General features: G+C 68.0%; 22 protein-coding genes. 11 read left to right on the plus strand and 11 right to left on the minus strand.

Annotated elements, in window-relative coordinates; translation table 11 throughout:
* Window positions 1–5: 5 nt before the first annotated feature.
* On the minus strand, window positions 6–587 hold the full coding sequence (locus OQ789_RS23110) for a hypothetical protein (RefSeq protein ID WP_324688503.1): 582 nt from the start codon (window positions 585–587) through the stop codon (window positions 6–8).
* 1 nt (window position 588) lies between these two features.
* A complete protein-coding gene (locus tag OQ789_RS23115) occupies window positions 589–1689 on the minus strand; it encodes a M23 family metallopeptidase (protein ID WP_420716185.1) in 1101 nt (366 codons plus the stop codon).
* Between the two features lie 275 nt (window positions 1690–1964).
* On the opposite strand from OQ789_RS23115, the gene sucC reads away from it, so the two are divergent.
* From sucC to OQ789_RS23130, 3 genes are all read left to right on the plus strand, one after another.
* On the plus strand, window positions 1965–3128 hold the full coding sequence (gene sucC, locus OQ789_RS23120; RefSeq protein ID WP_324688505.1) for an ADP-forming succinate--CoA ligase subunit beta: 1164 nt from the start codon (window positions 1965–1967) through the stop codon (window positions 3126–3128).
* Between the two features lie 12 nt (window positions 3129–3140).
* Entirely contained in the window at window positions 3141–4043 is a 903-nt protein-coding gene (gene sucD, locus OQ789_RS23125; RefSeq protein WP_065031183.1) for a succinate--CoA ligase subunit alpha, read from the plus strand.
* A 122-nt stretch (window positions 4044–4165) separates the two neighbouring features.
* A complete protein-coding gene (locus OQ789_RS23130; protein WP_324688506.1) occupies window positions 4166–5686 on the plus strand; it encodes an acetyl-CoA acetyltransferase in 1521 nt (506 codons plus the stop codon).
* Between the two features lie 3 nt (window positions 5687–5689).
* On the opposite strand, the gene OQ789_RS23135 is transcribed toward OQ789_RS23130, so the two are convergent.
* Complete coding sequence (locus OQ789_RS23135) at window positions 5690–6538, minus strand: LLM class F420-dependent oxidoreductase (RefSeq protein WP_324688507.1); 849 nt, start codon at window positions 6536–6538, stop codon at window positions 5690–5692.
* A gap of 256 nt (window positions 6539–6794) precedes the next feature.
* On the opposite strand from OQ789_RS23135, the gene OQ789_RS23140 reads away from it, so the two are divergent.
* The 4 genes from OQ789_RS23140 to purH all read left to right on the plus strand — a co-directional run bounded on the left by OQ789_RS23140 (window position 6795) and on the right by purH (window position 11627).
* Window positions 6795–7718 (plus strand): DUF5336 domain-containing protein, encoded by a 924-nt coding sequence (locus OQ789_RS23140; protein WP_324688508.1) that lies wholly within the window; start codon window positions 6795–6797, stop codon window positions 7716–7718.
* Window positions 7719–7765: 47 nt separating this feature from the next.
* Entirely contained in the window at window positions 7766–9151 is a 1386-nt protein-coding gene (locus OQ789_RS23145; protein ID WP_324688509.1) for a DUF6350 family protein, read from the plus strand.
* Between the two features lie 248 nt (window positions 9152–9399).
* Window positions 9400–10047: a phosphoribosylglycinamide formyltransferase gene (purN, locus tag OQ789_RS23150; RefSeq protein ID WP_324688510.1), complete on the plus strand. Its 648-nt coding sequence runs from the start codon at window positions 9400–9402 to the stop codon at window positions 10045–10047.
* The gene (gene purH, locus OQ789_RS23155) at window positions 10044–11627 is read left to right on the plus strand and encodes a bifunctional phosphoribosylaminoimidazolecarboxamide formyltransferase/IMP cyclohydrolase (protein WP_324688511.1); all 1584 of its coding nucleotides are present in this window, start codon (window positions 10044–10046) and stop codon (window positions 11625–11627) included. Before purN ends, purH begins: the two co-directional genes overlap by 4 nt.
* Window positions 11628–11831: 204 nt before the next feature.
* Here purH and OQ789_RS23160 read toward each other — a convergent pair whose 3' ends face one another.
* A complete protein-coding gene (locus OQ789_RS23160; protein WP_324688512.1) occupies window positions 11832–11966 on the minus strand; it encodes a hypothetical protein in 135 nt (44 codons plus the stop codon).
* 10 nt (window positions 11967–11976) lie between these two features.
* Between OQ789_RS23160 and OQ789_RS23165 the strand changes: the two genes are divergently transcribed.
* From OQ789_RS23165 to OQ789_RS23180, 4 genes are all read left to right on the plus strand, one after another.
* Complete coding sequence (locus OQ789_RS23165; RefSeq protein ID WP_324688513.1) at window positions 11977–12315, plus strand: hypothetical protein; 339 nt, start codon at window positions 11977–11979, stop codon at window positions 12313–12315.
* A 99-nt stretch (window positions 12316–12414) separates the two neighbouring features.
* On the plus strand, window positions 12415–13809 hold the full coding sequence (locus OQ789_RS23170) for an ATP-binding protein (protein ID WP_324688514.1): 1395 nt from the start codon (window positions 12415–12417) through the stop codon (window positions 13807–13809).
* Window positions 13802–15790, plus strand: a complete 1989-nt coding sequence (locus OQ789_RS23175) for a VWA domain-containing protein (protein ID WP_324688515.1) — start codon at window positions 13802–13804, stop codon at window positions 15788–15790. The genes OQ789_RS23170 and OQ789_RS23175 overlap by 8 nt, the downstream gene beginning before the upstream one ends.
* An 84-nt stretch (window positions 15791–15874) precedes the next feature.
* A complete protein-coding gene (locus OQ789_RS23180; RefSeq protein ID WP_324688516.1) occupies window positions 15875–16723 on the plus strand; it encodes an aldo/keto reductase in 849 nt (282 codons plus the stop codon).
* Between the two features lie 9 nt (window positions 16724–16732).
* Here the strand turns inward: OQ789_RS23180 and OQ789_RS23185 are convergent, their stop codons facing one another.
* The 7 genes from OQ789_RS23185 to OQ789_RS23215 form a co-directional block, all read right to left on the minus strand.
* Complete coding sequence (locus OQ789_RS23185) at window positions 16733–17335, minus strand: DUF1707 domain-containing protein (protein ID WP_324688517.1); 603 nt, start codon at window positions 17333–17335, stop codon at window positions 16733–16735.
* A gap of 133 nt (window positions 17336–17468) precedes the next feature.
* On the minus strand, window positions 17469–18278 hold the full coding sequence (locus OQ789_RS23190) for an enoyl-CoA hydratase family protein (protein WP_324688518.1): 810 nt from the start codon (window positions 18276–18278) through the stop codon (window positions 17469–17471).
* Window positions 18278–19444 (minus strand): acyl-CoA dehydrogenase family protein, encoded by a 1167-nt coding sequence (locus OQ789_RS23195; RefSeq protein WP_324688519.1) that lies wholly within the window; start codon window positions 19442–19444, stop codon window positions 18278–18280. The genes OQ789_RS23190 and OQ789_RS23195 overlap by 1 nt, the downstream gene beginning before the upstream one ends.
* The gene (locus OQ789_RS23200; protein WP_324688520.1) at window positions 19441–21429 is read right to left on the minus strand and encodes a biotin carboxylase N-terminal domain-containing protein; all 1989 of its coding nucleotides are present in this window, start codon (window positions 21427–21429) and stop codon (window positions 19441–19443) included. Before OQ789_RS23200 ends, OQ789_RS23195 begins: the two co-directional genes overlap by 4 nt.
* Before the next feature lie 5 nt (window positions 21430–21434).
* Window positions 21435–23030, minus strand: coding sequence for an acyl-CoA carboxylase subunit beta (locus OQ789_RS23205; RefSeq protein WP_324688521.1), 1596 nt, complete (start codon window positions 23028–23030; stop codon window positions 21435–21437).
* Window positions 23027–24175 (minus strand): acyl-CoA dehydrogenase family protein, encoded by a 1149-nt coding sequence (locus OQ789_RS23210; protein ID WP_324688522.1) that lies wholly within the window; start codon window positions 24173–24175, stop codon window positions 23027–23029. The genes OQ789_RS23205 and OQ789_RS23210 overlap by 4 nt, the downstream gene beginning before the upstream one ends.
* Window positions 24172–25938, minus strand: a complete 1767-nt coding sequence (locus OQ789_RS23215; RefSeq protein ID WP_324688523.1) for an acyclic terpene utilization AtuA family protein — start codon at window positions 25936–25938, stop codon at window positions 24172–24174. The genes OQ789_RS23210 and OQ789_RS23215 overlap by 4 nt, the downstream gene beginning before the upstream one ends.
* Window positions 25939–26253: the final 315 nt, after the last annotated feature.

The following is a 26253-nucleotide window of genomic DNA, read 5'->3' on the forward strand; positions in this document are numbered from 1 at the left end:
CGGGCTCAGGCCTCCAGCCACCGTTTAGTCTGGGGCAGCATCACCAGCACCACCGTGGCGACCGGCAATATCGGCAGCAGGTGCACCACCCACGCGACGCGGGCACCCGCGATGAACACGCCCGCGTAGGTCAGCACCGCGACCAGCGCGCCGGCCGCCAAGAGGTAGCGGCTCACCGCCCGGCGCTGCAGGAGCATGATCACGCCCGACACCGTGGTGCCCGCGAACACCAGGGCCAAGAAGGCGACCGCGATGCAGAACAGGCGGTCGGTTCGCCACCAACCGGCAATCAGGTCGGTGGCCACCACCGAGGTTGCCCAGCCGCTGACGATGCTCACCGCGCACGCGGCGACGGCCGTCCGATCGGTGGGCTCGGGCGCCGCCACTCCGGCGTAACCCGCGCGGGATGCTGCCCGGTGGGGCGGTGACTGCGGGGAGAAGTGGGTGGTCGGGGTGTCCGGCGTGGTCGGGATGGGCCCGGTCGGCGCGCGCCGGATGATCCGTGTCCGTGAGTCGGAGGGCGAATCGTGCTGCGGTGTGGGCTCGGGCGGACGCGGACCGGGATGTTCGTCGTTCGGCGCGGTCACCTCAGCCAGCGTAGTTGCCGACCATAAGACCACGCTTAGCGAGCCACGGCACGGGGTCGATCCTCTCGGTGCCGCCCTGCAGCACCTCGAAATGCAGGTGCGGGCCGGTGGAATTGCCCCGGTTACCCATGGTGGCGATCTGGTCGCCGGCCATCACGCGCTCACCGACGCTGACCAACGTGGTGTTGATGTGGCCGTAGAGCGTGACCGTCCCATCGGCGTGGCGCAACTTGACCAGCATGCCGTAGCCGCTGGCAGGGCCGGAGTCGATGACGACGCCGTCGGACACCGCGTAGATCGGTGTCCCGATCGAGTTGGCCAGGTCGATGCCGGCGTGCAACACGCCCCAGCGGTAGCCGAAGTTGGAGGTGAAGATGCCCTTGGTCGGCATCACGTAGAGCGGCTGGGACAACCGCGCCTCGCGCTGCGCGCGATCGTTGGCGAAGGCGACGCCCTTGGCGAACTCCTGGTTGTGCAGCGCGGCGGTGGCCGCCGGCGCCGCGGCGATCACCTGCGGGCCGCGAACGGTGCCACTGCCCGCCCCGCCGGTTAGCGACGACGCGTTGGCCGTCAGCACGGCGTCGGTCTTGGGGGTGTCGGCGTGACTGGTGGCCGTGTGGGCGGCCGCGGCGGCCGCTCCCGCCGCCATCGCCGAGATCAGCAGGCGGCCCCGGGCCGCGCTGGTCGGTTCCTTGCGGTGCTGTCCTCCGCGGCGTGCGACGCCGACAACGTCGGTGCGGTGCGAGCGTTCCAGACGTCGCTCGCTGCGCGGCTCGGCGATCACCTTCGGCAGCATCTCGGTGACGGGCACGGCCAGCCACAGCGGGCGGACGTCGTCGGCCTCGGTCAGGTCGTCGAGCTCGGGTGCCAGCAGCACCTGCGCTTCGTTGTCGAACGGCGAGTCATTGCTGAAGTCCAGGTCGCCGAGATCGCCGGTGTCGTCGCTGAGGTCGAAGTCGTCGAAGTCGAACCCGTCGAGCGGAAGAATCTCCGTGACCTCGGTGCGATGCGGTGCCTCGGACCGTCGGGCGCCTGCCGCGCGACCGACCCTAAGGACGCCTTCAGCCACGGCAGAAGGCCGGGCAAAACGGTGCTGGGACAACCTGAAATGTCCTCGTATCGTGACCATAACGTTATCTGGACCCTAGGAAGGTATCCGCTGACGCTCGGGACTGGCAACCTCGCGGGTGAATCCGGGCAGAATTGTGATTTGGATCACGAGCACGGTCAACCCGTGGCCCGTGAGCTGAGCCACATCGGCGGACGCGGCGGTAGACGCCGTCAGCGGGGTGGATACAGTTCGTCCGTGCGAGTTGCCGAGCGCGGCGCCGCCCACCACGAGGCCTAGAAGTTGAGTCGAGCGAAGACAGAGAGTCCATGGACCTTTTCGAGTATCAAGCAAAAGAATTGTTCGCCAAGCACAACGTACCGACTACGCCGGGACGAGTGACCGACACCGCCGAGGGCGCTCGCGAGATCGCCACCGAAATCGGCCGTCCGGTGATGGTCAAAGCGCAGGTGAAGGTCGGCGGGCGCGGAAAGGCGGGGGGCGTCAAGTACGCGGCGACACCCGACGACGCCTACGAGCACGCCAAGAACATCCTCGGCCTCGACATCAAGGGGCACGTGGTGAAGAAGCTGCTGGTCGCCGAGGCCAGCGACATCGCCGAGGAGTACTACATCTCCTTCCTGCTCGACCGCGCCAACCGCACCTACCTGGCAATGTGCTCGGTCGAGGGCGGCATGGAGATCGAGGAGGTGGCCGCCACCAAGCCCGAGCGGCTGGCGAAGGTTCCGGTGGACGCCGTCAAGGGCGTCGACCTGGCGACCGCCCGTTCCATCGCGGAGCAGGGCCACCTGCCCGCCGAGGTGCTCGACGCCGCCGCGGTGACCATCAACAAGCTGTGGGAGGTGTTCGTCGCCGAAGACGCCACCCTGGTTGAGGTCAACCCGCTGGTGCGCGACCCGCAAGACCAAATTCTTGCGCTGGACGGCAAGGTCACGTTGGACGCCAACGCCGACTTCCGTCAGCCCGACCACGCCGAGTTCGAGGACCGCGACGCCACCGACCCGCTGGAGCTCAAGGCCAAGGAGCACGACCTCAACTACGTCAAGCTGGACGGTGCGGTCGGCATCATCGGTAACGGCGCGGGCCTGGTGATGTCCACGCTCGACGTGGTCGCCTACGCGGGCGAGAAGCACGGCGGCGTCAAGCCGGCCAACTTCCTCGACATCGGCGGTGGCGCGTCGGCCGAAGTGATGGCCGCGGGGCTGGACGTCATCCTGAACGACAAGCAGGTCAAGAGCGTCTTCGTGAACGTGTTCGGCGGCATCACCTCGTGCGACGCCGTCGCCAACGGGATCGTGACCGCGCTGAAGATGCTCGGCGACGAGGCCAACAAGCCGCTGGTGGTCCGCCTCGACGGCAACAACGTCGACGAGGGCCGCCAGATCCTGGCCCAAGCCAACCACCCGCTGGTCATCCAGGCCGAGACCATGGACGCCGGTGCCGACAAAGCCGCCGAGCTGGCGAACAAGTAAGGGAGCCAAGCCATGTCGATCTTTTTGAATAAGGACTCCAAAGTCATCGTCCAGGGCATCACCGGCGGCGAGGGCACCAAGCACACCGCGCTGATGCTGAAGGCCGGCACCCAGGTCGTCGGTGGGGTGAACGCCCGCAAGGCGGGCACCACCGTCTCGCACGTGGACCCTGTGGGCAAGGACGTCGAGCTGCCGGTGTTCGGCACCGTCGCCGAGGCGATGAAGGAGACCGGCGCCAACGTGTCGGTCGTCTTCGTGCCGCCCAAGTTCGCCAAGGACGCGATCATCGAGGCCATCGACGCCGAGATCCCGCTGCTGGTGGTCATCACCGAGGGAATTCCGGTGCAGGACAGCGCCTACGCGTGGGCCTATAACGTCGACAAAGGCCAGAAGACCCGCATCATCGGGCCGAACTGTCCCGGCATCATCACGCCGGGCGAGGCGCTGGCCGGCATCACGCCCGCGAACATCAGTGGGCCCGGGCCCGTGGGGCTGGTGTCCAAGTCGGGCACCCTGACCTACCAGATGATGTACGAGCTGCGCGATTTCGGCTTCTCCACCTCGATCGGCATCGGTGGCGACCCGGTGATCGGCACGACCCACATCGACGCCATCGAGGCCTTCGAGAAGGATCCCGACACCAAGGTCATCGTGATGATCGGCGAGATCGGCGGTGACGCCGAGGAACGCGCGGCCGACTACATCAAGGCCAACGTGTCCAAGCCGGTCGTCGGGTATGTCGCGGGATTCACCGCGCCGGAGGGCAAGACGATGGGCCATGCCGGCGCCATCGTGTCCGGCTCGTCGGGCACCGCGGCCGCCAAGAAGGAGGCCCTGGAGGCGGCGGGCGTCAAGGTCGGCAAGACGCCGTCGGAGACGGCGGAGCTGGCCCGGGAGATCCTCAAGAGCCTGTAGCTCTATTCCGAGACTGCGATCAGAGCGCGATTCCACTTTCGAATCCGCGGCCTGGTCGCGGTTTCGTTTTGGCCCCGGCTATCGGTTAGCCTGTCGAACTAACAGTTGCCAGGAGGTTCGTCATGCCGGTGGATCCGCGCACTCCGGTGCTCGTCGGCGTCGGCCAGTTCACCGAACGCATCGACGACCCCGGCTACCGGGGCATGTCGGCGGTCGACCTCGCGACGGCGGCGGTACGGGCGGCGCTCGCCGACACCGGTGCGCCCGGCGTTGCGAAGGCCGTCGACACTGTGTTCGCACTGCGACAATTCGAGATCTCCGGCCCGATTCCGACACCCCTCGGCAAGTCGAACAACTACCCGCGTTCGGTGATGAACCGGCTCGGCGGCAACCCGGCCCGCGTGGTACTCGAACCCGTCGGTGGGCAAGGGCCGCAGAAGCTCGTCACCGAGGCGGGCAACACCATCGTGGCCGGCGACGCCGACGTCGTAGTGATCATGGGCTCGGAGGCGGGGTCGACGGCTCGTTACTTCGCAAACCGCGACGACAAGCCGGACTTCTCCGAACACGTCGACGGTCAACTGGAAGACCGCGGCCACCGGATCTTCAGCTACATCGACGCATACACGATTCAGCACGGCCTGACCGGCGCCCCCGTGCAGTACGGGCTCATGGAGAATGCCCGCCGGGCGCGCCACGGCCGCAGCGTGGCCGAGTATCGGCTCGAGATGGCCGAACTGTTCGTCCCGATGTCGAAAGTCGCTGCCAAGAACCCGTTTTCGTCTTCACCTGTGGAGCGGTCGGTCGACGAGATCGTCACGCTGACCGACGACAACCGGATGATCTGTGACCCGTACCCGCGGCTGCTCGTCGCCCGTGATCAGGTCAACCAGGGCGCCGCGGCCGTGCTGATGTCGGTGGAGGCGGCCACCCGCCTCGGTGTGGCCGAGGACAAATGGGTTTATCTGCACGGCCATTCGGACATGATCGAGCAGGCGATGCTAGACAGAGTCGACCTCGGCGCCAGCCCGGCAGCGGTCCACGCGGCCCGAGAAGCGTTGCGCGTGGCCGGAATCGGCATCGACGACATCGCCACGTTCGATCTGTACAGCTGCTTCCCGTTTCCGGTGTTCGTCATCTGCGAAGCCCTGGGCATCGACGGCGACGACCCGCGCGGCCTGACGCTGACCGGTGGATTGCCGTACTTCGGTGGCCCCGGCAACAGCTACTCGCTGCACGGTATCGCCGAAACGGTAGCTCAGATGCGCGACAGGCCAGGGCAATTCGGCCTCGTCGGCGCCAACGGCGGCATCATGAGCAAGTACTCGGTCGGCATCTACTCGACCACTCCGGTGGGCTGGCGCACCGACAACTGCGCGGAGCTGAAGCACGAGATCGACGCATTGCCGAAGGTCGACGTCACGAAGACGCCCGACGGCCCGGCCACCATCGAGACGTATTCGGTGCGGTATGACTGGCCCACCCGCACCGGCATCATCGTCGGCAGGCTCGCCGCGGACGACGTGCGGTTCATGGCGACGACCGACGACGACGATCTCGTCGCACTGATGTGCGACGGCGATCCACTCGGTGCGGAGATTTTTGTGTGGTCCACCGATAACGGCAACCGGGCGTCGCTCTGACGCCTACACCATCGCGGCGAGCTTGCCGGCGAGGCGCTCGACGTAGGCGGCGACCTCGCCCTCGGATTTGTCCGGCAACCCGAACAGCACCTCGGTCACCCCGAGCTCGGCCCACTTGGCGAGCTTCTCGGGTACCGGCTTGAAGTCCAGCGCCACGATCTGCGGAGCACCGTTGCGGCCCGCGGCCGCCCAGGTGTCCTGTAACAGCTTCACCGGCTCATCGATATCGAAATCGCGCGGGGTGGTGATCCAGCCATCGGCGCTGCGGGCGATCCACTTGAAGTTCTTTTCGTTGCCCGCGGCGCCCACCAGCACCGGGAGGTGCGACTGCACCGGCTTGGGCCACGCCCAGCTGGGGCCGAATTTGACGAATTCGCCGTCGTAGGAGGCTTCTTCCTGTGTCCACAGCGCCCGCATCGCCTCGAGGTACTCGCGCAGGCAGGTGCGGCGCCGTCCGGCCGGTACGCCGTGGTCGGCGAGTTCGTCGGTGTTCCAGCCGAACCCGACGCCCAGACTGACCCGGCCGCCCGACAGGTGGTCAAGAGTGGCAATACTTTTCGCCAAGGTGATTGGGTCGTGCTCGACCGGCAGGGCCACCGCGGTCGACAGCCGCACCCGCGAGGTGACCGCGCACGCCGCGCCCAGACTTACCCACGGGTCTAGTGTCCGCATGTAGCGATCGTCGGGCAGCGATTCGTCCCCCGTGGTGGGGTGAGCCGCCTCGCGCTTCACCGGGATGTGAGTGTGTTCTGGCACGTAGAAGGTCGCAAAGCCGTGGTCGTCGGCGAGCTTCGCGGCGTTCGCCGGCGAGATGCCCCGATCACTGGTAAAAAGCACAAGCCCGTAATCCATGCAGAGAATTAGAACGTGTTCTACCTGCGCTGGGCAAGCCTTTGTGACACGGACCGTCTCGCGAGCGGAGCGCGGCGCCGTCGCTGTGGGCCGCGCCGTGCAAGGCAGTGGCGGCGGCACGGGTTAGCGAACGTGCGCTAGCGTGGTTGATCGACCGCGTCTGCGAAGGCAGCGAGGCGCCTGGAAGCACAGCGTTGCACGTGCCACCGTGGCGACCGCTGGGCAGTTCAAGGCACTGGAAGCAACAGGAGGAGCGATGACCTACTCTCCCGGAGGCCCGGGCTATATACCGGCGCAACCCGGCGGAACCTATGCGGGCGCCACGCCGTCCTTCGCCAAGGACGACGACGGGACGAGCAAGCTCCCGCTGTACCTGAGCATCGCGGTGGTTGTCCTCGGCCTGGCCGCGTACCTGTTGAACTTCGGTCCCACCTTCACCATCGGCGCCGAGCTCGGCCCCGGCATCGGTGGGCGCGCGGGTGACGCCGGCACCGCGGTGGTGGTTGCCGTGCTGGCCGCGCTGCTCGCCGGCCTCGGCCTGCTGCCGAAGACCAAGAGCTATCCGGGAATCGTCGCGGTGATCGCGGTGCTGGGCGCCTTGCTGGCCATCACCGAGACGATCAACCTGCCCGCCGGTTTCTCGATCGGCTGGGCGATGTGGCCGCTGGTGGCGGCCGTCGTGCTGCAGGCGATCGCCGCGGTGGTCGTGGTGCTGCTCGACGCCGGGGTGATCACCGCGCCGGCGCCGCGGCCCAAGTACGACCCCTACGCGCAATACGGCCAGTACGGGCAATACGGCCAGTACGGCCAGCAGCCCTATTACGGTCAGCAGCCGGGCGCCCAGCAACACGGGGCGCAGCAACACGGGGGCCAGCAGCAGGCCCCGCAGGGATATGGGGCGCAGTACGGCGGCTACTCGCCGAGCGGGGCGCCCACCCAGAGCGGCGTACCGACCGGTGGTTTCGGCGCTTCGCCCGCGCAGTCGGCTCCCCAGCCGTCCGCGCAGCAGCAGGGCCCGAACACGCCGCCCACCGGCTTCCCCAGCTTCAGCCCGCCGCCGAACGCCGGCGGATCCGAAGCTGGCTCCGCGACGGCTAACTTCTCCGAGCATGGTGGGGGCCAGCAGTTCGGCCAGGAGCAGCAGTCGCCGTCGTCACCGTCTGGTCCAGCGCCCGCCTAACCGTGCGCTGTCGCGCCTAGTCGGGAACGTGCCCCAGAGTGACACGGGTGGAGGACAACCGGGCAGCAGGCGCTCGCCAGGCGCGTGACCTCGTCAGGGTCGCGTTCGCGCCTGCGGTGGTGGCGCTGGTCATCATCGCCGCGATCACGCTGACCCAGTTGTTGATCGCCAACAGCGACATGACCGGCGCGCTGGGCGCCATCGCCAGCATGTGGCTGGGCGTGCACCAGGTACCGGTCTCGATCGGTGGCCGCGAGCTCGGGGTGATGCCGCTGCTGCCGGTCCTCCTGATGATCTGGGCGACCGCGCGCAGCACCGCACGGGCCACCACGCCCCGCTCGTCGTGGCTGGTCGTCCGCTGGGTGATCGCCTCGGCGCTGGGCGGCCCGCTGTTCATGACGGCTATCGCCCTGGCCGTCATCCACGATGCGTCGTCGGTGATCACCGAGCTGCAAACCCCCAGCGCGCTGCGCGCGTTCCTCAGCGTGCTTGTGGTGCATGCCGCCGGGGCCGGCGTCGGTGTCTGGTCCAGGATCGGGCCGCGTGTGTTGTCGGTGTCGTCGTTACCCTTCTGGGTGGGCGACTCACTGCGCGCCGCCGCCGCGGGGCTGCTGGCGTTGCTCGGGTTGTCCGGCCTGGTGACGGCGGGGTCGCTGGTCGTGCACTGGTCGACCATGCAGGAGCTCTACGGCATCACCGACTCGATCTTCGGGGAGTTCAGCCTCACCCTGTTGTCAATCTTGTATGCGCCCAACGTGATTGTGGGTACCGCGGCGATGGCCGTTGGGTCCAGCGCGCACATCGGGTTCGCGACATTCAGTTCGTTCACCGTGTTCGGGGGTGATATCCCGGCGCTGCCGGTGCTGGCCGCGGTTCCCAGACCTCCGCTGGGGCCGGTGTGGGTGGCGCTGTTGATCATCGGCGCGTCGTCGGGGGTGGCTGTCGGCCAGCAATGCGCCCGGCGCGCGCTGCCGCCGCTGGCCGCGGCGGCCAAGTTGCTGGTCGCCGCGGTGGCCGGGGCGTTGGCGATGTCCCTGCTCGCGTACGCCGGCAGCGGGCAGTTGGGCAACTTCGGCCACGTCGGGGTGGACCAGGGCGCACTGCTGATCGGCGTCTTCTTCTGGTTCGCGGTCATCGGCGGGGCCACCGTGATGATGAGCGGCGGGATCAGCCGCCGTCCCCGACGGCGCAAGCCCCGGCCCGCGCCCGCTGCGACGGCCGAGGAACCCGCGGACTTCGTGCCCCCGGACGACTCGGCGGAACTTGGCGCGCCGAGTGGCGGGCCGCTCGAATCCGGTGCTCCGGGCGGCGGGCCGCGCGAACCCGATGCGCCGGATGACGGGCCGCTCGAACCAGGTGCGCCAGACGATGACGACGCGCCGCCTCCCGCCGAGCCGGAGCGGGACGCGACCGAGCGAGAGTCCGGGGATTAGGACTTTTGCCCGCCTCGCAGCGACTGCCGCGGCGGGCGGGGTGTGGAACACGGGCACGGGTGCGACGGCGCCGCTGTGGCACCCGCGATTGTCGCTGCGAGGCGGGCAATTCCCCTATGGCCGCCCTGCTCGCCAAGGCGCAAACCGCCGACGGAGTCGGCTACCCGACACTCCCCGCGCCACGGCGCGCCCGGCAACGCGCCACCTCACGTCGCCGCGCGTCGCGCATCGCCATTAGGCTCGCCGATGTGGTCGAACCGCTCCATGTGCCGCCGAACGCACCGGCACGGGTGGTGGTACTGGCGTCCGGCACCGGGTCGCTGCTCAACGCCCTGTTGACGTCGGCCGTCGCGGACTATCCCGCCCGGGTGGTCGCCGTCGGTGCCGATCGCGACTGCCCGGCGATCGCGATCGCCGCGGCCGCTTCCGTGCCGGCGTTCACCGTCCGGCTGGGCGATCACCCGGACCGCGGTGGCTGGGACGCGGCCATAACCGAGGCCGCCGTGGCGCACTCACCCGACCTGGTGGTCTCCGCAGGATTCATGAAAATACTTGGGCCACAATTTCTTTCGAGATTCCACGGCCGGGTCATCAACACCCATCCGACGCTGCTGCCTGCGTTCCCGGGCGCGAACGGGGTGGCCGAAGCGCTGGCCTACGGTGTGAAGGTCACAGGCTGTACGGTGCACCTGGTGGACGCCGGGACGGACACCGGGCCGATTTTGGCGCAGGAATCCGTTCCGGTGCTCGACGGCGACACGGAAGAGACTCTGCACGAACGCATCAAAGTCACCGAACGGAAGCTACTGGTGGACGTGGTGGCCGCGATCGCGGCGGGCGGCCTGACCCTGGTCGGGAGAAGAGCGACGATCGGACGAAAGGCGACCAACCGATGAGCACCGACGACTGGCGCGAAGGCGCCAAACGGCCGATCCGGCGCGCGTTGATCAGCGTGTACGACAAGACCGGGCTGGTCGACCTCGCCCGGGGCCTGGCCGATGCGGGCGTCGAGATCGTCTCTACCGGCTCCACGGCGAAGACCATTGCCGACAAAGGCATTTCGGTCACCCGGGTCGAGGAGCTCACCGGTTTCCCAGAGGTGCTCGACGGCCGGGTCAAGACCCTGCACCCACGTGTGCACGCGGGCCTGCTCGCCGACCTGCGCAAGCCCGAGCACGCCGCGGCGCTCGAGGAGCTGGGCATCGCGGCGTTCGAGCTCGTCATCGTCAACCTCTACCCCTTCACCGAGACCGTCGACTCGGGGGCGAGTATCGATGAATGCGTCGAACAGATCGACATCGGCGGCCCGTCGATGGTGCGGGCCGCGGCGAAAAACCATCCCAGCGTGGCCGTGATCACCGACCCACGCGGCTACGACGGCGTGCTCGCCGCGGTAAGTGAAGGCGGCTTCACCCTTGCCCAACGTAAAAAGCTGGCCGCACTGGCATTTCAGCACACCGCCGAATACGACGTCGCGGTCGCGAGCTGGATGGAGTCGACGCTGGCTCCCGAACACCCCCCGGCGACCTTCCCGAAGTGGCTGGGCCGCAGCTGGCGTCGCTCGGCGATGCTGCGCTACGGGGAGAACCCGCACCAGCAGGCGGCGCTCTACAGCGACCCCGGCGCGTGGCCGGGCCTGGCGCAGGCCGAGCAGCTGCACGGAAAAGAGATGTCCTACAACAACTTCACCGACGCGGACGCGGCCTGGCGGGCCGCTTTCGATCATGAGCAGACCTGCGTGGCGATCATCAAGCACGCCAACCCATGTGGGATCGCCGTCTCCTCGGTATCGGTCGCGGACGCACACCGCAAGGCGCACGAATGCGATCCGCTGAGCGCCTTCGGCGGGGTGATCGCCGCCAACACCGAGGTCAGCCTGGAGATGGCCGAGTACGTGAGCACCATCTTCACCGAGGTCATCATCGCCCCGGCCTACGAGCCGGCCGCCCTGGAGGTGTTGACGCGCAAGAAGAACATCCGGGTGCTGGTGGGTTCGGAGCCGTTGAGCGGCGGTGTCGAGCTGCGGCCGATCAGCGGTGGCCTGTTGGTGCAGCAGCGCGACGAGCTCGACGCGCACGGCGATAACTCGGCGAACTGGACCCTGGCCACCGGCTCGCCCGCCGATCCGGCGACGCTGGCCGACCTGGTGTTCGCCTGGCGCGTGTGTCGCGCCGTGAAATCCAACGCGATCGTGATCGCGGCCGGCGGCGCCACCATCGGCGTCGGCATGGGTCAGGTGAACCGCGTCGACGCGGCGCGGCTGGCCGTGGAACGTGGTGGCGATCGGGTGCGCGGCGCGGTGGCGGCGTCGGACGCGTTCTTTCCGTTCCCCGACGGGCTAGAGACGCTGACCGGCGCCGGTGTGACCGCGATCGTGCACCCCGGCGGGTCGGTGCGCGATGACGAGGTGACCGCCGCGGCCGCCGGCACCGGCACCACGCTTTACCTCACCGGAGCACGACATTTTGCTCACTGAAGGGCGCACCCGCGCGGCGCCGTGTGCGGGCGCAATAACTTTCGGCTCTTGATGTATGTATGCCAAGCGCAATAGAGTCCGAATTGGGTAAGCCGATGGCCGTCTTATTCAATTCGAGAGGAATGAAATGCGCGAGATTGCTAAACGAACAGCGGCATTTTCCATTGCGATAGCTGGATTTGCACTACTGGGCTCGGCGTGCAGTCACAACAACAACTCCAGCGGAGCGTCGTCGTCGGCGTCATCGTCGGCGTCGTCATCTGCGACATCCTCAGCTGAAACCGCAACCACCAGTGCCAGTGCGGGCGCGTCGACAACCATCCCGGGCGCCAACGGCACGCCGTACACCGTGCAGGGACCCATTCTGGCGAAGTACCAGACCCTCACGCCCGACCAACTGAAGGACTTGGGCAAGCCGTACGACAACGAGCAGAAGACCAAGGACGGTACCGGCGTCTATCAGCAGTTCGACGGTGGCGTGCTCATTTATCGCACCGGTGGGCAGGTCTACTTCGTTTGGGGCAAGATTCGCGACGCGTGGAATGCGCAGCAGGCTTCTCAGGGCAAGCTCGGTTACCCGACCTCTGATGAGCAAGTCCAGCCCGACGGGTCGTACAAGTCGACGTTCGAACACGGCACCATCACGTGGAAGACAGGCGATCCGGAAGCCACTGTCACCACCAGTTAATTCAAGATTCGGGCCGGAGGTCGGGCAGTCACGCGATTGCCCGACCTTCTGCGTTGTCGGGGACCCCGTGCCGTTTCGGCGCCACCGTCGTAGCGTGGAGTGGTGACTTCACCCAGCAACCTGCCCCGCACCGTAGCCGAACTGCGCGCCGCCGGTCACCGCGAACGGGGAGTCAAGCAGGAAATCCGCGAAAATCTGCTCACCGCATTAGCCGACGGGGCCGACAGCGCGGCCATCTGGCCGGGCATTCTGGGCTTCGACGACACCGTTTTGCCCCAGCTCGAGCGGGCGCTGATCGCGGGCCACGATTTCGTTTTGCTGGGTGAGCGCGGCCAGGGGAAAACCCGGCTGCTGCGCGCGCTGACCGGGTTGCTCGACGAGTGGACACCGGTGATCGCCGGCGCCGAACTGGGCGAGCACCCCTACTCGCCGATCACGCCCGAGTCGATCCGCAAGGCCGCCACCCTGGGCGATGACCTGCCGGTCGAATGGCGGCACCGCAGCGAGCGCTACACGGAGAAGCTCGCCACCCCCGACACCAGCGTCGCCGACCTGGTCGGCGACATCGACCCGATCAAGGTCGCCGAGGGGCGCAGCCTGGGCGACCCCGAGACCATCGCCTACGGACTGATCCCGCGCGCACACCGCGGCATCGTTGCGGTCAACGAGCTGCCCGACCTCGCCGAGCGCATCCAGGTGTCGATGCTCAACGTGATGGAGGAACGCGACATCCAGGTCCGCGGTTACACGCTGCGGCTGCCGCTGGATGTGTTGGTGGTCGCCAGCGCCAACCCGGAGGACTACACCAACCGGGGACGCATCATCACGCCGCTCAAAGACCGGTTCGGCGCGGAGATCCGCACCCACTACCCGTTGGAGCTCGACGCGGAGGTCGGCGTGATCGCGCAGGAGGCGCACCTGTCCTCCCAGGTGCCCGACTACCTGATGCAGATCATCGCGCGGTTCGCCCGCTACTTGCGGGAGTCCAACTCCGTCGACCAGCGCTCCGGCGTGTCGGCGCGGTTCGCCATCGCCGCCGCCGAGACCGTCGCCGCCGCCGCACGGCACCGCGGCGCGGTGCTGGGGGAGACGGACCCCGTTGCCCGGGTGGTCGATCTGGGCACGGTGATCGACGTGCTGCGCGGCAAGCTGGAATTCGAGTCAGGCGAGGAAGGCCGCGAACAGGCCGTGCTCGAGCACCTGCTACGCCGGTCGACCGCGGACACCGCGTCACGGGCGCTGGGCGGCCTCGACGTCGGCCAGTTGGTGGCGGCGGTCGAGTCCGGCTCGGCGGTGACGACGGGTGAGCGGGTGTCGGCCAAGGACGTGCTTGCCGCGGTGCCGTCCCTGCCGGTGGTGGACAAGATCGCGGCCAAGCTCGGCGCGCAGTCCGAGGGCGAACGCGCAGCGGCGCTGGAACTGGCGCTCGAGGCCCTGTATCTGGCCAAGCGCATCGACAAGGTGTCCGGGGAGGGTCAAACCGTCTATGGCTGAACCCGTCAAGGGCCACTCGCTGCGCTACTCCGCCTATACCGGCGGGCCCGACCCGCTGGCCCCGCCGGTGGATCTGCGCGAGGCGCTCGAACAAATCGGTCAGGATGTCATGGCAGGCACGTCGCCACGGCGTGCGCTGTCCGAGCTGCTGCGCCGCGGCACCAAGAATATGGCCGGCGCGGACCGGCTGGCCGCGGAGGCCAACCGGCGCCGGCGGGAGTTGTTGCGTCGCAACAATTTAGACGGAACCTTGCAGGAGATCAAGAAACTCCTGGACGAGGCCGTGCTGGCCGAACGCAAGGAGTTGGCCCGCGCGCTCGACGACGACGCGCGCTTCGGCGAACTGCAGTTGGACGCGTTGCCGCCGTCGCCGGCCAAGGCCGTCCAGGAGCTCTCCGACTACAACTGGCGCAGCGCCGAGGCCCGTGAAAAGTACGACCAGATCAAGGATCTGCTCGGCCGCGAGATGCTGGACCAGCGCTTCGCGGGCATGAAGCAGGCCCTGGAAGGCGCCACCGACGAGGATCGCCAGCGGGTCAACGAGATGCTCGATGACCTCAACAACCTGCTCGACAAGCACAGCCGCGGCGAAGACACCCCACAGGACTTCGACGATTTCATGGACAAGCACGGCGAGTTCTTTCCGGAGAACCCGCGCAACGTCGATGAGCTGCTGGACTCGCTGGCCAAGCGCGCCGCCGCCGCGCAGCGCTTCCGCAACAGCCTGAGCGCCGAGCAGCGCGCCGAGCTGGATGCCTTGGCGCAGCAGGCATTTGGCTCACCGTCGCTGATGCAGGCGCTGAACCGGCTCGACGCGCACCTGCAGGCGGCGCGCCCGGGGGAGGATTGGGGCGGATCTGAGCAGTTCTCCGGTGACAACCCGTTCGGGATGGGCCAGGGCGCCCAGGCGCTGTCCGACATCGCCGAGCTGGAGCAACTGGCCGAGCAGCTCTCGCAGAGCTATCCGGGCGCCACCATGGAAGACGTCGACCTGGACGCGCTGGCGCGCCAGCTCGGTGACGAGGCGGCCGTCGACGCGCGCACCCTCGCCGATTTGGAACGTGCGCTGGTGAACCAGGGCTTTTTGGACCGCGGCTCCGACGGCCAGTGGCGACTGTCGCCGAAGGCGATGCGCCGGCTCGGCGAGACAGCGTTGCGCGATGTGGCGCAACAGCTTTCCGGGCGCCGCGGCGAGCGTGACCATCGGCGCGCGGGCGCGGCCGGCGAGCTCACCGGTGCCACCCGGCCCTGGCAGTTCGGTGACACCGAGCCGTGGAACATCTCCCGCACATTGACCAATGCCGTTCTGCGGCAATCGGGAACCGCAACCTTGGACGGCCCCGACCGGCGGTTGAAGATCAGCGTCGACGACGTCGAGGTCTCCGAAACCGAGACACGTACGCAGGCCGCGGTCGCGCTACTGGTGGACACCTCGTTCTCCATGGTGATGGAGAATCGCTGGCTGCCGATGAAGCAGACGGCGCTGGCGCTCAACCATTTGGTGTGCACGCGTTTCCGCTCGGATGCCTTGCAGATCATCGCCTTTGGCCGGTACGCGCGGACGGTGACCGCCGCCGAGCTGACCGGTCTGGAGGGCGTCTACGAGCAGGGCACCAACCTGCATCACGCGCTGGCGCTGGCCGGTCGCCATCTGCGCCGGCACCCCAACGCTCAGCCCGTGGTGCTGGTGGTGACCGATGGTGAGCCGACCGCACACCTGGAGGACTTCGACGGCGACGGCACGACCGTCTTCTTCGATTACCCACCGCATCCGCGGACCATCGCCCATACCGTGCGCGGCTTCGACGAGATGGCGCGGTTGGGCGCCCAGATCACCATCTTCCGGCTGGGCAGCGACCCGGGCCTGGCCCGTTTCATCGACCAGGTCGCCCGGCGCGTCGAGGGACGGGTCGTGGTACCCGATCTCGACGGATTGGGTGCGGCCGTGGTCGGGGACTACCTGCGGTCTCGGCGCCGCTGACCGCGCAGCCGATTTCGCGACACCGGGTCAGGGGATAGGTACGCCCCGGACTGGGTACCCCGGACCTCGTAAAGGAGGAGACGCATGAGCAAGGTGCCAATGATCGAACTCAACGACGGAGTCAGCATTCCGCAGCTCGGTTTCGGTGTGTTCCAGATCAAGCCCGACGAGACCGCGGCGGCGGTGCAAACCGCCCTCGGGATCGGATATCGCCACATCGACACGGCCGAGATGTACGGCAATGAAAAAGAAGTGGCACAAGGCATTCGCGGTGCGGGACTGGATCGCTGCGACGTCTTCATCACCAGCAAGCTCAACAACGGATTTCACCAGCCCGACGACGCGCGTCGTGCCTTCGACAAGACGCTGAAGAAGCTGGATTCCGACTACGTCGACCTGTTCCTGATTCACTGGCCGCTGCCCACGCTCTACGACGGCGACTTCGTCTCGACGTGGAAGGTGTTCGAAGAGTTCGCGCGCGACGGACGCGCCCGCAGCATCGGTGTGTCGAACTTCCAAGTCGCACACCTGGATCGGCTCGCCGGCGAGACCGATACCGTCCCGTCGGTCAATCAGATCGAAGCGCATCCCTACTTCGCCAACGACGAAGTCCGAGCGTACGGGCGCAAGCATGGCATCGCCACCGAGGCGTGGTCGCCCATCGCCCAGGGACGGGTGCTCGATGACCCGGTGGTCAACCGCATCGCCGACGCCCGGGGGAAATCGGCGGCACAGGTGGTGTTGCGCTGGCACATTCAGCGGGGCGACATCGTCTTCCCGAAATCGGTGACGCCGCAACGGGTCAAAGCCAACTTCGAGCTGTTCGACTTCGAACTCGACGACGAGGACGTGGACGCGATCTCGGCTCTGGACAAGGGTGAGGCGGGCCGCAACGGCCCCAACCCCGACACGTTCGATTACGTGCCCGGCTAGGGGCTTGCGTTACCCGCGCGGCCGGCGCGCTTTGCGGAGGATGCCGACAGTGCCCCACAGCGAGAAGCCGCGAATGCGGACCGTCGGCGCGCCGGGGGTGCCCTGTCCGGGGACGGCGCGGTCGAAGTTTCCCATCACGCCGCGGCCGTGCACCTCGACGTTGACTTCGGGCGGCAGCAAAATGTTCTGCACACCCATGACCGACATCGCATGAATGTCGACCTCGGTCGAGGTGAAGTCGGCATAGCGCAGATCGATCACCCCGCTGCCCCACAGGGCGAAGGTGGTGAGCTTCTTCGGGACGTTCCATCGGCCGCGACGCTCGAAGCCGCTCATCAACGCCAGCAATAGCGTCGACGGCGCAGGATTGGGCTTGCCGCCCCGGCGCGGGCTGATCGGCGTCCCCGGCAGGTCGGCCCGCAGCTGATCCAGCTCCTCATACGTCGTTGCCGCGTAGGCCCTGGTCAGGCGGTCTTCGTAATCGTTGAGCTGCAGGCGGCCCTGCTCGGCGGCGTACGCGAGCAACTGCGCGATCTGGATGCGATCGGTGTCGGCCGCGCGCGACGGTTCGTCACGCGTGTCCTCCGCGTCCCGCTGCGTTGAGTTGCTCATCACCCACGAGCCTACGACGTCCAGTTTTTGCCGCAAGAGGATTGGCTAAACTGCAACCTTGCGCCCGCGGGGGCCGCGCCGCCGGCCGTCTGGCCGGCCCTTTTGTTTGCCATGTGGCTAACTTCGGGGCGGGCTACCTCGTCCAGTTTGGCGAACGCTTCTGCAGGAACGCCAGCATGCCTTCGCGGGCCTCGTCGGACACGAAGAGCCGGGCCGATTCCTCGGCGAGGCGCTCGGCGTCGCGGTCGAACCCCGCCAGCACCGCGGCGGTGGTCAGTGCCTTGGACGCCGCGAGGCCCTGGGGCGAACCACGGCCGATATCGGCGACCAGTGAGGCGACCGCCGCGTCGACGTCCTCGGCGGCCTCGGTGATCAATCCGATCTCGGCCGCCCGGACGGCGTCGAACGTCTCGCCGCTGAGGTAGTAGCGCGCAGCGGCCCGCGCCGACAGCTTCGGCAGCAGCGTCAGCGAGATGATCGCCGGCGCGACGCCGATCCGGGCCTCGGTGAGCGCGAAGGTGCTGCGCGGGCCGGCGACCGCGATATCGCAGGCGCCCACCAAACCGAATCCGCCCGCCCGGACGTGCCCGTCGACCGCGGCGATCACCGGCAGCGGCGAGGAGACGATGGCCCGCATCAAGGCGGCCATCTCCCGGGCCCGCGCGACGGCCATGTCATATGCCGATGGCGGCGATGCGCCGTCGCCACCCGCGTCACCCCCGCCGGCCTCGCTCAGATCCGCACCGGCACAAAAGGTTCCGCCGGCGTGGCCCAGCACCACCACCCGCACCGCCGGGTCAGCCGCTGCGTCGCGCAGCCCCTGGTGCAGCTGGTTGACCAGCCTGCTGGACAGCGCGTTGCGGTTGTGCGGCGAGTTCAGCGTCAGCCGCGCGCACAGCCCGCCCGTGTCGGCGGGCCCGGCGTATTCGACGAGCGCGTCCATCAGTAGCTGCGGGGCAGGCCCAGCGACGTCTGCGCGACGAAGTTGAGCACCATCTCGCGGCTCACCGGAGCGATGCGGCCCAGCCGGGCCGAGGTCAGCATGGCCGCCACGCCGTACTCCTTGGTCAGTCCGTTGCCGCCCATCGACTGCACCGCCTGATCCACCGATCGCGTAGCCGCCTCGGCCGCAGCGTATTTGGCCATGTTCGCGGCCTCGGCCGCACCCATGTCGTTACCGGAGTCGTAGAGGGTGGCGGCCTTCTGCAGCATCAGCTTGGCCAGCTCGACTTCGATGTGGCATTGCGCCAACGGATGTGACAGACCCTGGTGCGCACCGATGGGAGTGCCCCATACCTGGCGGGTCTTGACGTAGTCGGCGGCCTTGTTGAGGGCGAACCGTCCCATCCCGACAGAGCTCGCCGCGCCCATGATGCGTTCGGGGTTAAGCCCGGCGAAAAGCTGTGCGATAGCGGCATCTTCGGCGCCGACGAGCGCGTCGCCGGGCAGTCGGACGTCGTCGAGGAAGACCTGGAACTGGCGTTCGGGGCTGATCAATTCCATTTCGATCGGGGTGTAGCTGAAGCCGGGTGCGTCGGTGGGCACGACGAACAGCGCTGGGCGCAGCTTGCCGGTTTTGGCTTCTTCGGTGCGAGCCACCACCAACACCGCCTGCGCCTGGTCGATGCCGGAGATGTAGACCTTCTGACCCTTGAGGACCCAGTCGCTGCCGTCGCGGCGGGCGGTCGTGGTGATCTTGTGCGAGTTGGAGCCCGCGTCCGGTTCGGTGATGGCGAACGCCATCGTCAGCGTGCCGTCGGCGATCCCCGGAATCCAGCGCTTCTTCTGCTCCTCGGTGCCGAACTTGCTGATGATGGTGCCGTTGATGGCGGGCGAGACGACCATCAGCAGCAGCGCGCTACCCGCTGCCGCCATTTCCTCCATGACCAACGACAGCTCGTACATTCCGGCGCCGCCACCGCCGTACTCCTCGGGAAGGTTTACCCCGAGGAAGCCGAGTTTGCCTGCGTCCGACCATAATTCGTCGGTGTGCTCATGTGCGCGGGCCTTGCGCAGGTAGTACTCGCTGCCGTAATTGGCGGCCCACGCAGCCACCGACTTGCGCAGGGCCTGACGCTCCTCGCTCTCGATGAAGCTGGTGTCGCTCATGCTGGATCTCCTTCTGAATGCGGCGCTTCCACTCGTGCCAGCACCGCGCCCACTTCGACTTGCTGACCGGTCTTGACGTTGAGTTCGGCGAGCACCCCGTCGACCGGGGCGGCGATGGTGTGTTCCATCTTCATGGCTTCCAGCCAGATCAGTGGCCGGCCGACTGCGACGGTGTCGCCCACCGCGGCACCGAGCCGGATGACGCTGCCGGGCATCGGCGCCACCAGCGAACCCTTTTCGACGGTCGAACCGGGCTCGGGGAACCGCGGCACCGCGGACAGGTGCACCGGCCCGCGCGCGGAATCGACGTAGACATCGGAATCGCTGGTGCCGTAGCGCCGTACCGAGAAACCGTGCTCGACGCCGTCGGCGCGCAGCACGACGTCGTTGGCCGTCGCCGAAACCAGCTGCACCGACGGGTCGTCGGGGAGCGCCAAACCGGTTCTGGTGAAGCGGTAGCGGACCCGATGCTCCTCGCCCAGGTCGTCGAGATAGCTCTTGACCTGATGGCCCGACGACAGGTTTCGCCAGCCGCTGGGAACGGCAGCCATCACCCGCGCGACTGCGCGGTTGTGCGCGGCGTCGGCGAGTGCGGCGGCGACGGCGGAGAGCCGGGTCACCGCGGCATCGGCCAGCGGTGCGGCCAGAGTGGCCAGGTCGTGGGTGTCGAAAAAGGCTGTGTCGGTGGCGCCGTCGAGGAACGCCGGGTGCCTGAGCACGTGCACCAGCAGGTCGCGGTTGGTGCGCACCCCGTGCACGTGGGTGCGGGCCAGCGCGTCGGCGAGAACGAGCGACGCCTGACGGCGCGTCGGTGCGTAGGAGATGACCTTGGCCAGCATCGGGTCGTAGTGGATGGACACGGTGACACCGCCGACGATGCCCGAATCCAGCCGGATCCCGGTCCGCCCGCCCAGCGAGCCGAATTCGGTCCGAACCGACGGCACCTCGAACGCGTGCACCGGCCCGGCTTGCGGCTGCCAGTCCTTGGCGGGGTCCTCGGCGTAGAGCCGGGCCTCGATCGAATAGCCCCGCGCGGCAGGGGGTTCCGGGCTGAGTCGGTCGCCGTCGGCGACGGCGAGCTGCAGTTCGACGAGGTCGAGGCCGGTGGTTTCCTCGGTGACCGGGTGTTCGACCTGCAGCCGGGTGTTCATCTCCAGGAAGTAGAACTCGCCTTCGTCGTCGGCGAGGAACTCGACCGTGCCTGCGCCGGTGTAGCCGATCGCGGAGGCGGCCAGCCGGGCCGCGTCGAACAGCTTGGCGCGCATGCCCGGGACCCGCTCCACCAAGGGCGACGGGGCCTCTTCGATGACCTTCTGGTGCCGGCGCTGGATCGAGCATTCGCGCTCGCCGATCGCCCACACGGTGCCGTGGGTGTCGGCCATGACCTGGACCTCGATGTGGTGCCCGGTGGGCAGATAGCGCTCGCAGAACACGGTCGGGTCGCCGAACGCCGACTGCGCTTCGCGGCCGGCGGCGGCGACTTCGCCCGGCAGAGCGGATAATTCGCGGACCACCCGCATGCCCCGCCCGCCACCGCCCGCGGATGCCTTGACCAGCACAGGTAGCTGCGCCTCGGTGACGGTGTCGGGATCGAGCTCCTCGAGCACCGGCACCCCGGCCGCGGACATCAGCTTCTTGGACTCGATCTTGGAACCCATCGCGCGCACCGCGTCGGCCGGCGGCCCGACCCACGTGAGGCCCGCCGCCCGTACGGCCGTCGCGAATTCTGCGTTCTCCGAGAGGAAGCCGTAACCGGGGTGGATCGCGTCGGCGCCCGCCGCGTGGGCGGCGCCGATGATGGCCTCGGCGTTGAGGTAGTCGCTTGTCTTTTCCAGCCGCACCCGGGCGTCGGCCTCGGCAACGTGGGGTGCGCCCGCATCAGGGTCGGTGTACACGGCGACGGTGCCCAGGCCGAGCCGGCGGCAGGTGGCGAATACCCGCCGGGCGATTTCGCCGCGGTTGGCGACCAGAACTCGAGTAACCATGGGGCTCACATCCGGAAGACGCCGAAGTTCGACGTCCCCTCGATCGGGCCATTGGCGATGGCGGATAGACACATACCCAACACGGTGCGGGTATCTCGCGGGTCGATCACCCCGTCGTCGTAGAGCATCCCGGACAACACCAGCGGCAGCGACTCGGCCTCGATCTGGCCCTCGACCGCTGCCCGCATCGCCGCGTCAGCCTCCTCGTCGACCTGCTGGCCGCGCGCTTCGGCGGCCGCGCGGGCCACGATCGACAGCACGCCCGAAAGCTGGGCGCCGCCCATCACCGCGGACTTGGATGTCGGCCATGCGAAGAGGAACCGCGGATCGTAGGCGCGGCCGCACATGCCGTAATGGCCCGCGCCGTAGGACGCGCCGATGAGCAGTGAGATGTGCGGGACTGTCGAGTTGGAGACGGCATTGATCATCATCGACCCGTGCTTGATCATCCCGCCCTCCTCGTAGTCCTTGCCTACCATGTAGCCGGTGGTGTTGTGCAAGAACAACAGTGGGGTGTTCGAGCGGTTGGCGAGCTGGATGAACTGGGTGGCTTTCTGCGACTCCTCGCTGAACAGCACGCCGCGCGCATTGGCCAGGATGCCAAGAGGATAGCCGTGCAGTTGGGCCCAGCCCGTCACCAGCGACGGCCCGTACAGCGGCTTGAATTCGTCGAATTCCGAACTGTCGACGATGCGGGCTATCACTTCCCGGGGATCGAACGGGATGCGCAGATCCGCGGGCACGATCCCGATGAGCTCCGCGGTGTCGAACAGCGGCGCGGTGACCGGTTTGGGTTTCGGACCCTGTTTGACCCAGTTCAGCCGGGCCACCACGCGGCGGCCGATCCGGATCGCATCGATTTCGTCGACGGCGAAGTAGTCGGCCAAACCCGAGACGCGGGCGTGCATTTCGGCGCCGCCGAGGGATTCGTCGTCAGATTCCTCGCCGGTAGCCATCTTTACCAGCGGGGGTCCGGCGAGGAACACCTTGGAACGTTCCTTGATCATCACCACGTGGTCTGACATGCCTGGGACATAGGCGCCGCCCGCGGTGGAGTTGCCGAACACCAATGCGACGGTGGGGATCCCGGCGGCCGAGAGCCGGGTCAGGTCGCGGAACATCCGTCCGCCGGGAATGAAGATCTCCTTCTGCGTGGGCAGGTCCGCCCCGCCGGACTCCACCAGCGAGATCACCGGAAGCCGGTTCTCGAACGCGATCTGGTTGGCCCGCAGGATCTTTTTCAGGGTCCACGGGTTGCTGGTGCCGCCTTTGACGGTCGGGTCGTTGGCGACGATCATGCATTCGACGCCCTCGACGACGCCGATGCCGGTGACCGTGCTGGCCCCGACCTTGAAGGCGCTGCCCCAGGCGGCCAGCGGGCTGAGCTCCAAGAAGGGCGAATCCTGGTCGACCAGCAACTCGATGCGTTCGCGAGCCGTGAGCTTGCCGCGGTCATGGTGGCGCTCAACGTATTTGGCGCCGCCACCGGCCAGCGCGTTGGCCAGCTCGGTGTCGATCTCCTCGAGCCGGGATGCCGCGGCCGTTGCGGCCGCGGCATACGCGTCGCTCGCGGGGTCCAGCACGGACTTCAACGGGCTCATGACTGGAATCCCAGGAGTTTTGCGGACAGTGCGGTGAGGATTTCGGTGGTTCCCCCGCCGATGCCCAGAATTCTCATGTCCCGGTATTGGCGTTCGACCTCGGATTCGGCCATGTAGCCCATGCCGCCGAACAACTGGACGGCTTGGTTGGCCACCCACTCGCCGGCTTCGACGGCGGTGTTCTTGGCGAAACACACCTGTGGAATCAGGTTGGTCTCGCCGGCGAGCTGCCGTTCCACCACGCTGCGCGAGTAGACGCGGGCGACGTCGATGCGGCGGGCCATCTCGGCCAGCGTGTTCTGCACCGACTGCCGTGATATCAATGGGCGACCGAAGGTTTCGCGGTCGCGGCACCATTGCACGGTCAGGTCCAGGCAGCGTTGTGCGCTCGAATAGGCCTGTGCGGCAAGGCCGATTCGCTCGGCGACGAAGGCCTGCGCGATCTGGGCGAACCCGCTGTTCTCGGTGCCGACCAGGTTGGCCGCCGGGACGCGGACGTCGGTGTAGGACAGCTCGGCGGTGTCCGAGGAGCGCCAGCCCATCTTGTCCAGCTTGCGCGACACCTCGAAACCGGGCGTGCTCTTCTCGACCACCAGCAGCGAAACCCCGCCGGCGCCGGGGCCTCCGGTGCGCACCGCGGTGACCACGTAGTCGGCGCGGACCCCCGAGGTGATGTAGGTCTTGGCGCCGTTGACGATGTAGTGGTCGCCGTCACGAACCGCGGAGGTCCGCAGATGCCCGACGTCCGAACCGCCCCCCGGCTCGGTGATGGCCAGTGAACCGATCATCTCGCCCGCCAGCGTCGGGCGGACGAATTGTTCGATGAGCCGCTGATCGCCCGAGGCGATCATGTGCGGTACCGCGATGCCGCAGGTGAACAACGACGCGAACACGCCGCCGGGCGCCCCGGCCTGGTGCATCTCCTCGCAGATGATCACCGCGTCGGCGCCGTCGCCGCCACCACCGCCGACCGATTCGGGGAAGCCCGCTCCTAACAGCCCGGCTTGCCCTGCGCCGCGGTGCAATTCGCGCGGCAGATCGCCGGTGCGCTCCCACTCATCGATGTGGGGCAGGATCTCGCGTTCGGTGAACGAGCGCACCGTCTTTCGCAATTGTTCGCGCTCGGGCGTGTTCCAAAGATTCACAGCAGACTCTCCGGGATGTCGAGGTAGCGGGCGCGGAGCCATTCGCCGAGCCCCTTGGCCTGGGGGTCGAATCGGGCTTGGTAGGCGACGCCCTGGCCGAGGATGCCGTCGATGACGAAGTTGACCGCCCGCAGGTTCGGCAGCAGGTGGCGGGAGACGTCGAAGTCCTCGGCCTCGGGCAGTAGCTCTTTGAGCAGCCCGACGGTCAATGTGTTGGCCAGCCACCGCCATTGCTCATCGGTGCGGACCCAGACCCCGACGTTGGCCGAGCCGCCCTTGTCGCCGCTGCGGGCGCCGGCGATGCGGCCCAACGGCGCCCGTTGCGTCGGGCCGGCCGGCAGCGGGTCTGGCAGCGGGGGTGCGGCGGGAGGCGCCAATTTCAAAGTCTGAGTGGCGCAAGCGATGTCAACTCGGGTGCCGTCGGCGTGCACCGCGACGTGTGGCACGGCGGCGGCATCGACGAAACCGGGGGTGAACACACCGTAGACCTGACCGTCGCCCGGCGGTGCGGTGACGTGAAATCCGGGATAGCTGGCCAGCGCCAATTCCACAGCGGCCGAAGAGAATTGGCGTCCGACATTGGCGGGGTCGGGGTCGCGTGCGACGCAGTGCAGCAGGGCGCTGGCGGCCTCTTCGGTGGGGGCGTCGGGGTGGTCGGTGCGGGCCAACGACCACTGCAGCTCGGTGGGCTTGACGGTGAGCGCGGCGTCGAGCTGCCGGCGCACCAGGTCGGCCTTGGCCTCGATGTCCAACCCGGTCAGTACGAACGTCATCGAGTTGCGGAACCCGCCGATGCTGTTCATCGACACTTTGTAGGTGGGTGGCGGGGCCTCGCCGCGCACCCCGCTGATGCGCACCCTGTCGGGCCCGTCGGACGACAGCTCGACGCTGTCCATCCGGGCGGTGACGTCGGGGTTGGCGTAGCGCGCCCCGGTGATCTCGTAGAGCAGCTGCGCGGTGACGGTGTCGACGCTGACCAGGCCGCCGGTGCCCGGGTGTTTGGTGATCACCGACGATCCGTCGGCGCTGACCTCGGCCAGGGGAAAGCCGGCGTGCAGGAGGCCGGAGGACTCCGGGATTTCGGTGAAGAACGAATAGTTGCCGCCGGTGGCCTGGACCCCGCATTCGATGACGTGGCCGGCGACCACGGCTCCGGCGAGCCGGTCATAGTCGGTGCGGTTCCACCCGAAGTGCGCGGCGGCCGCCCCGACGATCACCGACGCGTCGGTCACGCGGCCGGTGACGACCACGTCGGCGCCGCTGTCGAGGCAATCGACGATCCCCCATGCGCCCAGGTACGCGTTCGCGGTCAGCGGGCTGCCCAGCCCGAGCTCGGCGGCGCGCGGCAACAGGTCGTCGCCCTCCACGTGCGCGACCCGGGCTTCGATGCCCAGGCGTTCGGCCAGCGCGCGTATCGCGTCGGCCAGGCCGGCCGGGTTGAGACCGCCCGCGTTGGCGACGATGCGGACCCCGCGGTCGCAGGCCTCGCCCAGACAGTCCTCGAGCTGCGTCAGAAACGTCTTGGCGTAGCCGCGCTCGGGGTGCTTCATCCGGTCGCGGCCCAGGATCAGCATGGTGAGTTCGGCCAGGTAGTCACCGGTGAGGTAGTCCACGGAACCATTCGGGCCACCGCCGGTGAGCATCTCGCGCATGGCCGCGAGCCGGTCGCCGTAGAACCCCGAACAGTTCGCGATCCGGACGGCTCCGGGACTGCCCGTGGCGCCAGAGGCGCCGGACGCAGCACCGGACGCAGCAGAGGCCATGCCTGTCCTCCATTCGGGATTCACCGGTTCGGACCCACCAACCAACCGGTAGGTTAGCGGGTGCCGCCGGTGTCACGTCAAGGATGCCCGCTGGACCCCAGTCGCTGAGATTGGACCCAGGGTCGTGGACCGCGTCCGTTTCACAGCCCGCACGGCAATCCCGACGTAGCGCGGGGCGTGGTCCGGGGCGCGTGGCCCAGGGTCCAAGCCCCCGGGGGCGCCCATTTTGGCGACGAGCGGACCAGCGACTATCCTGATATGCGATCGTCGCCCGTTCGGCCGTAACGGCCACGCCGCGCGACATACGTCGAATCA

Origin of the sequence: Mycobacterium sp. 94-17 (assembly GCF_035617725.1) — a bacterium.
In the GTDB taxonomy this organism is placed as follows: Bacteria; Actinomycetota; Actinomycetes; order Mycobacteriales; family Mycobacteriaceae; genus Mycobacterium.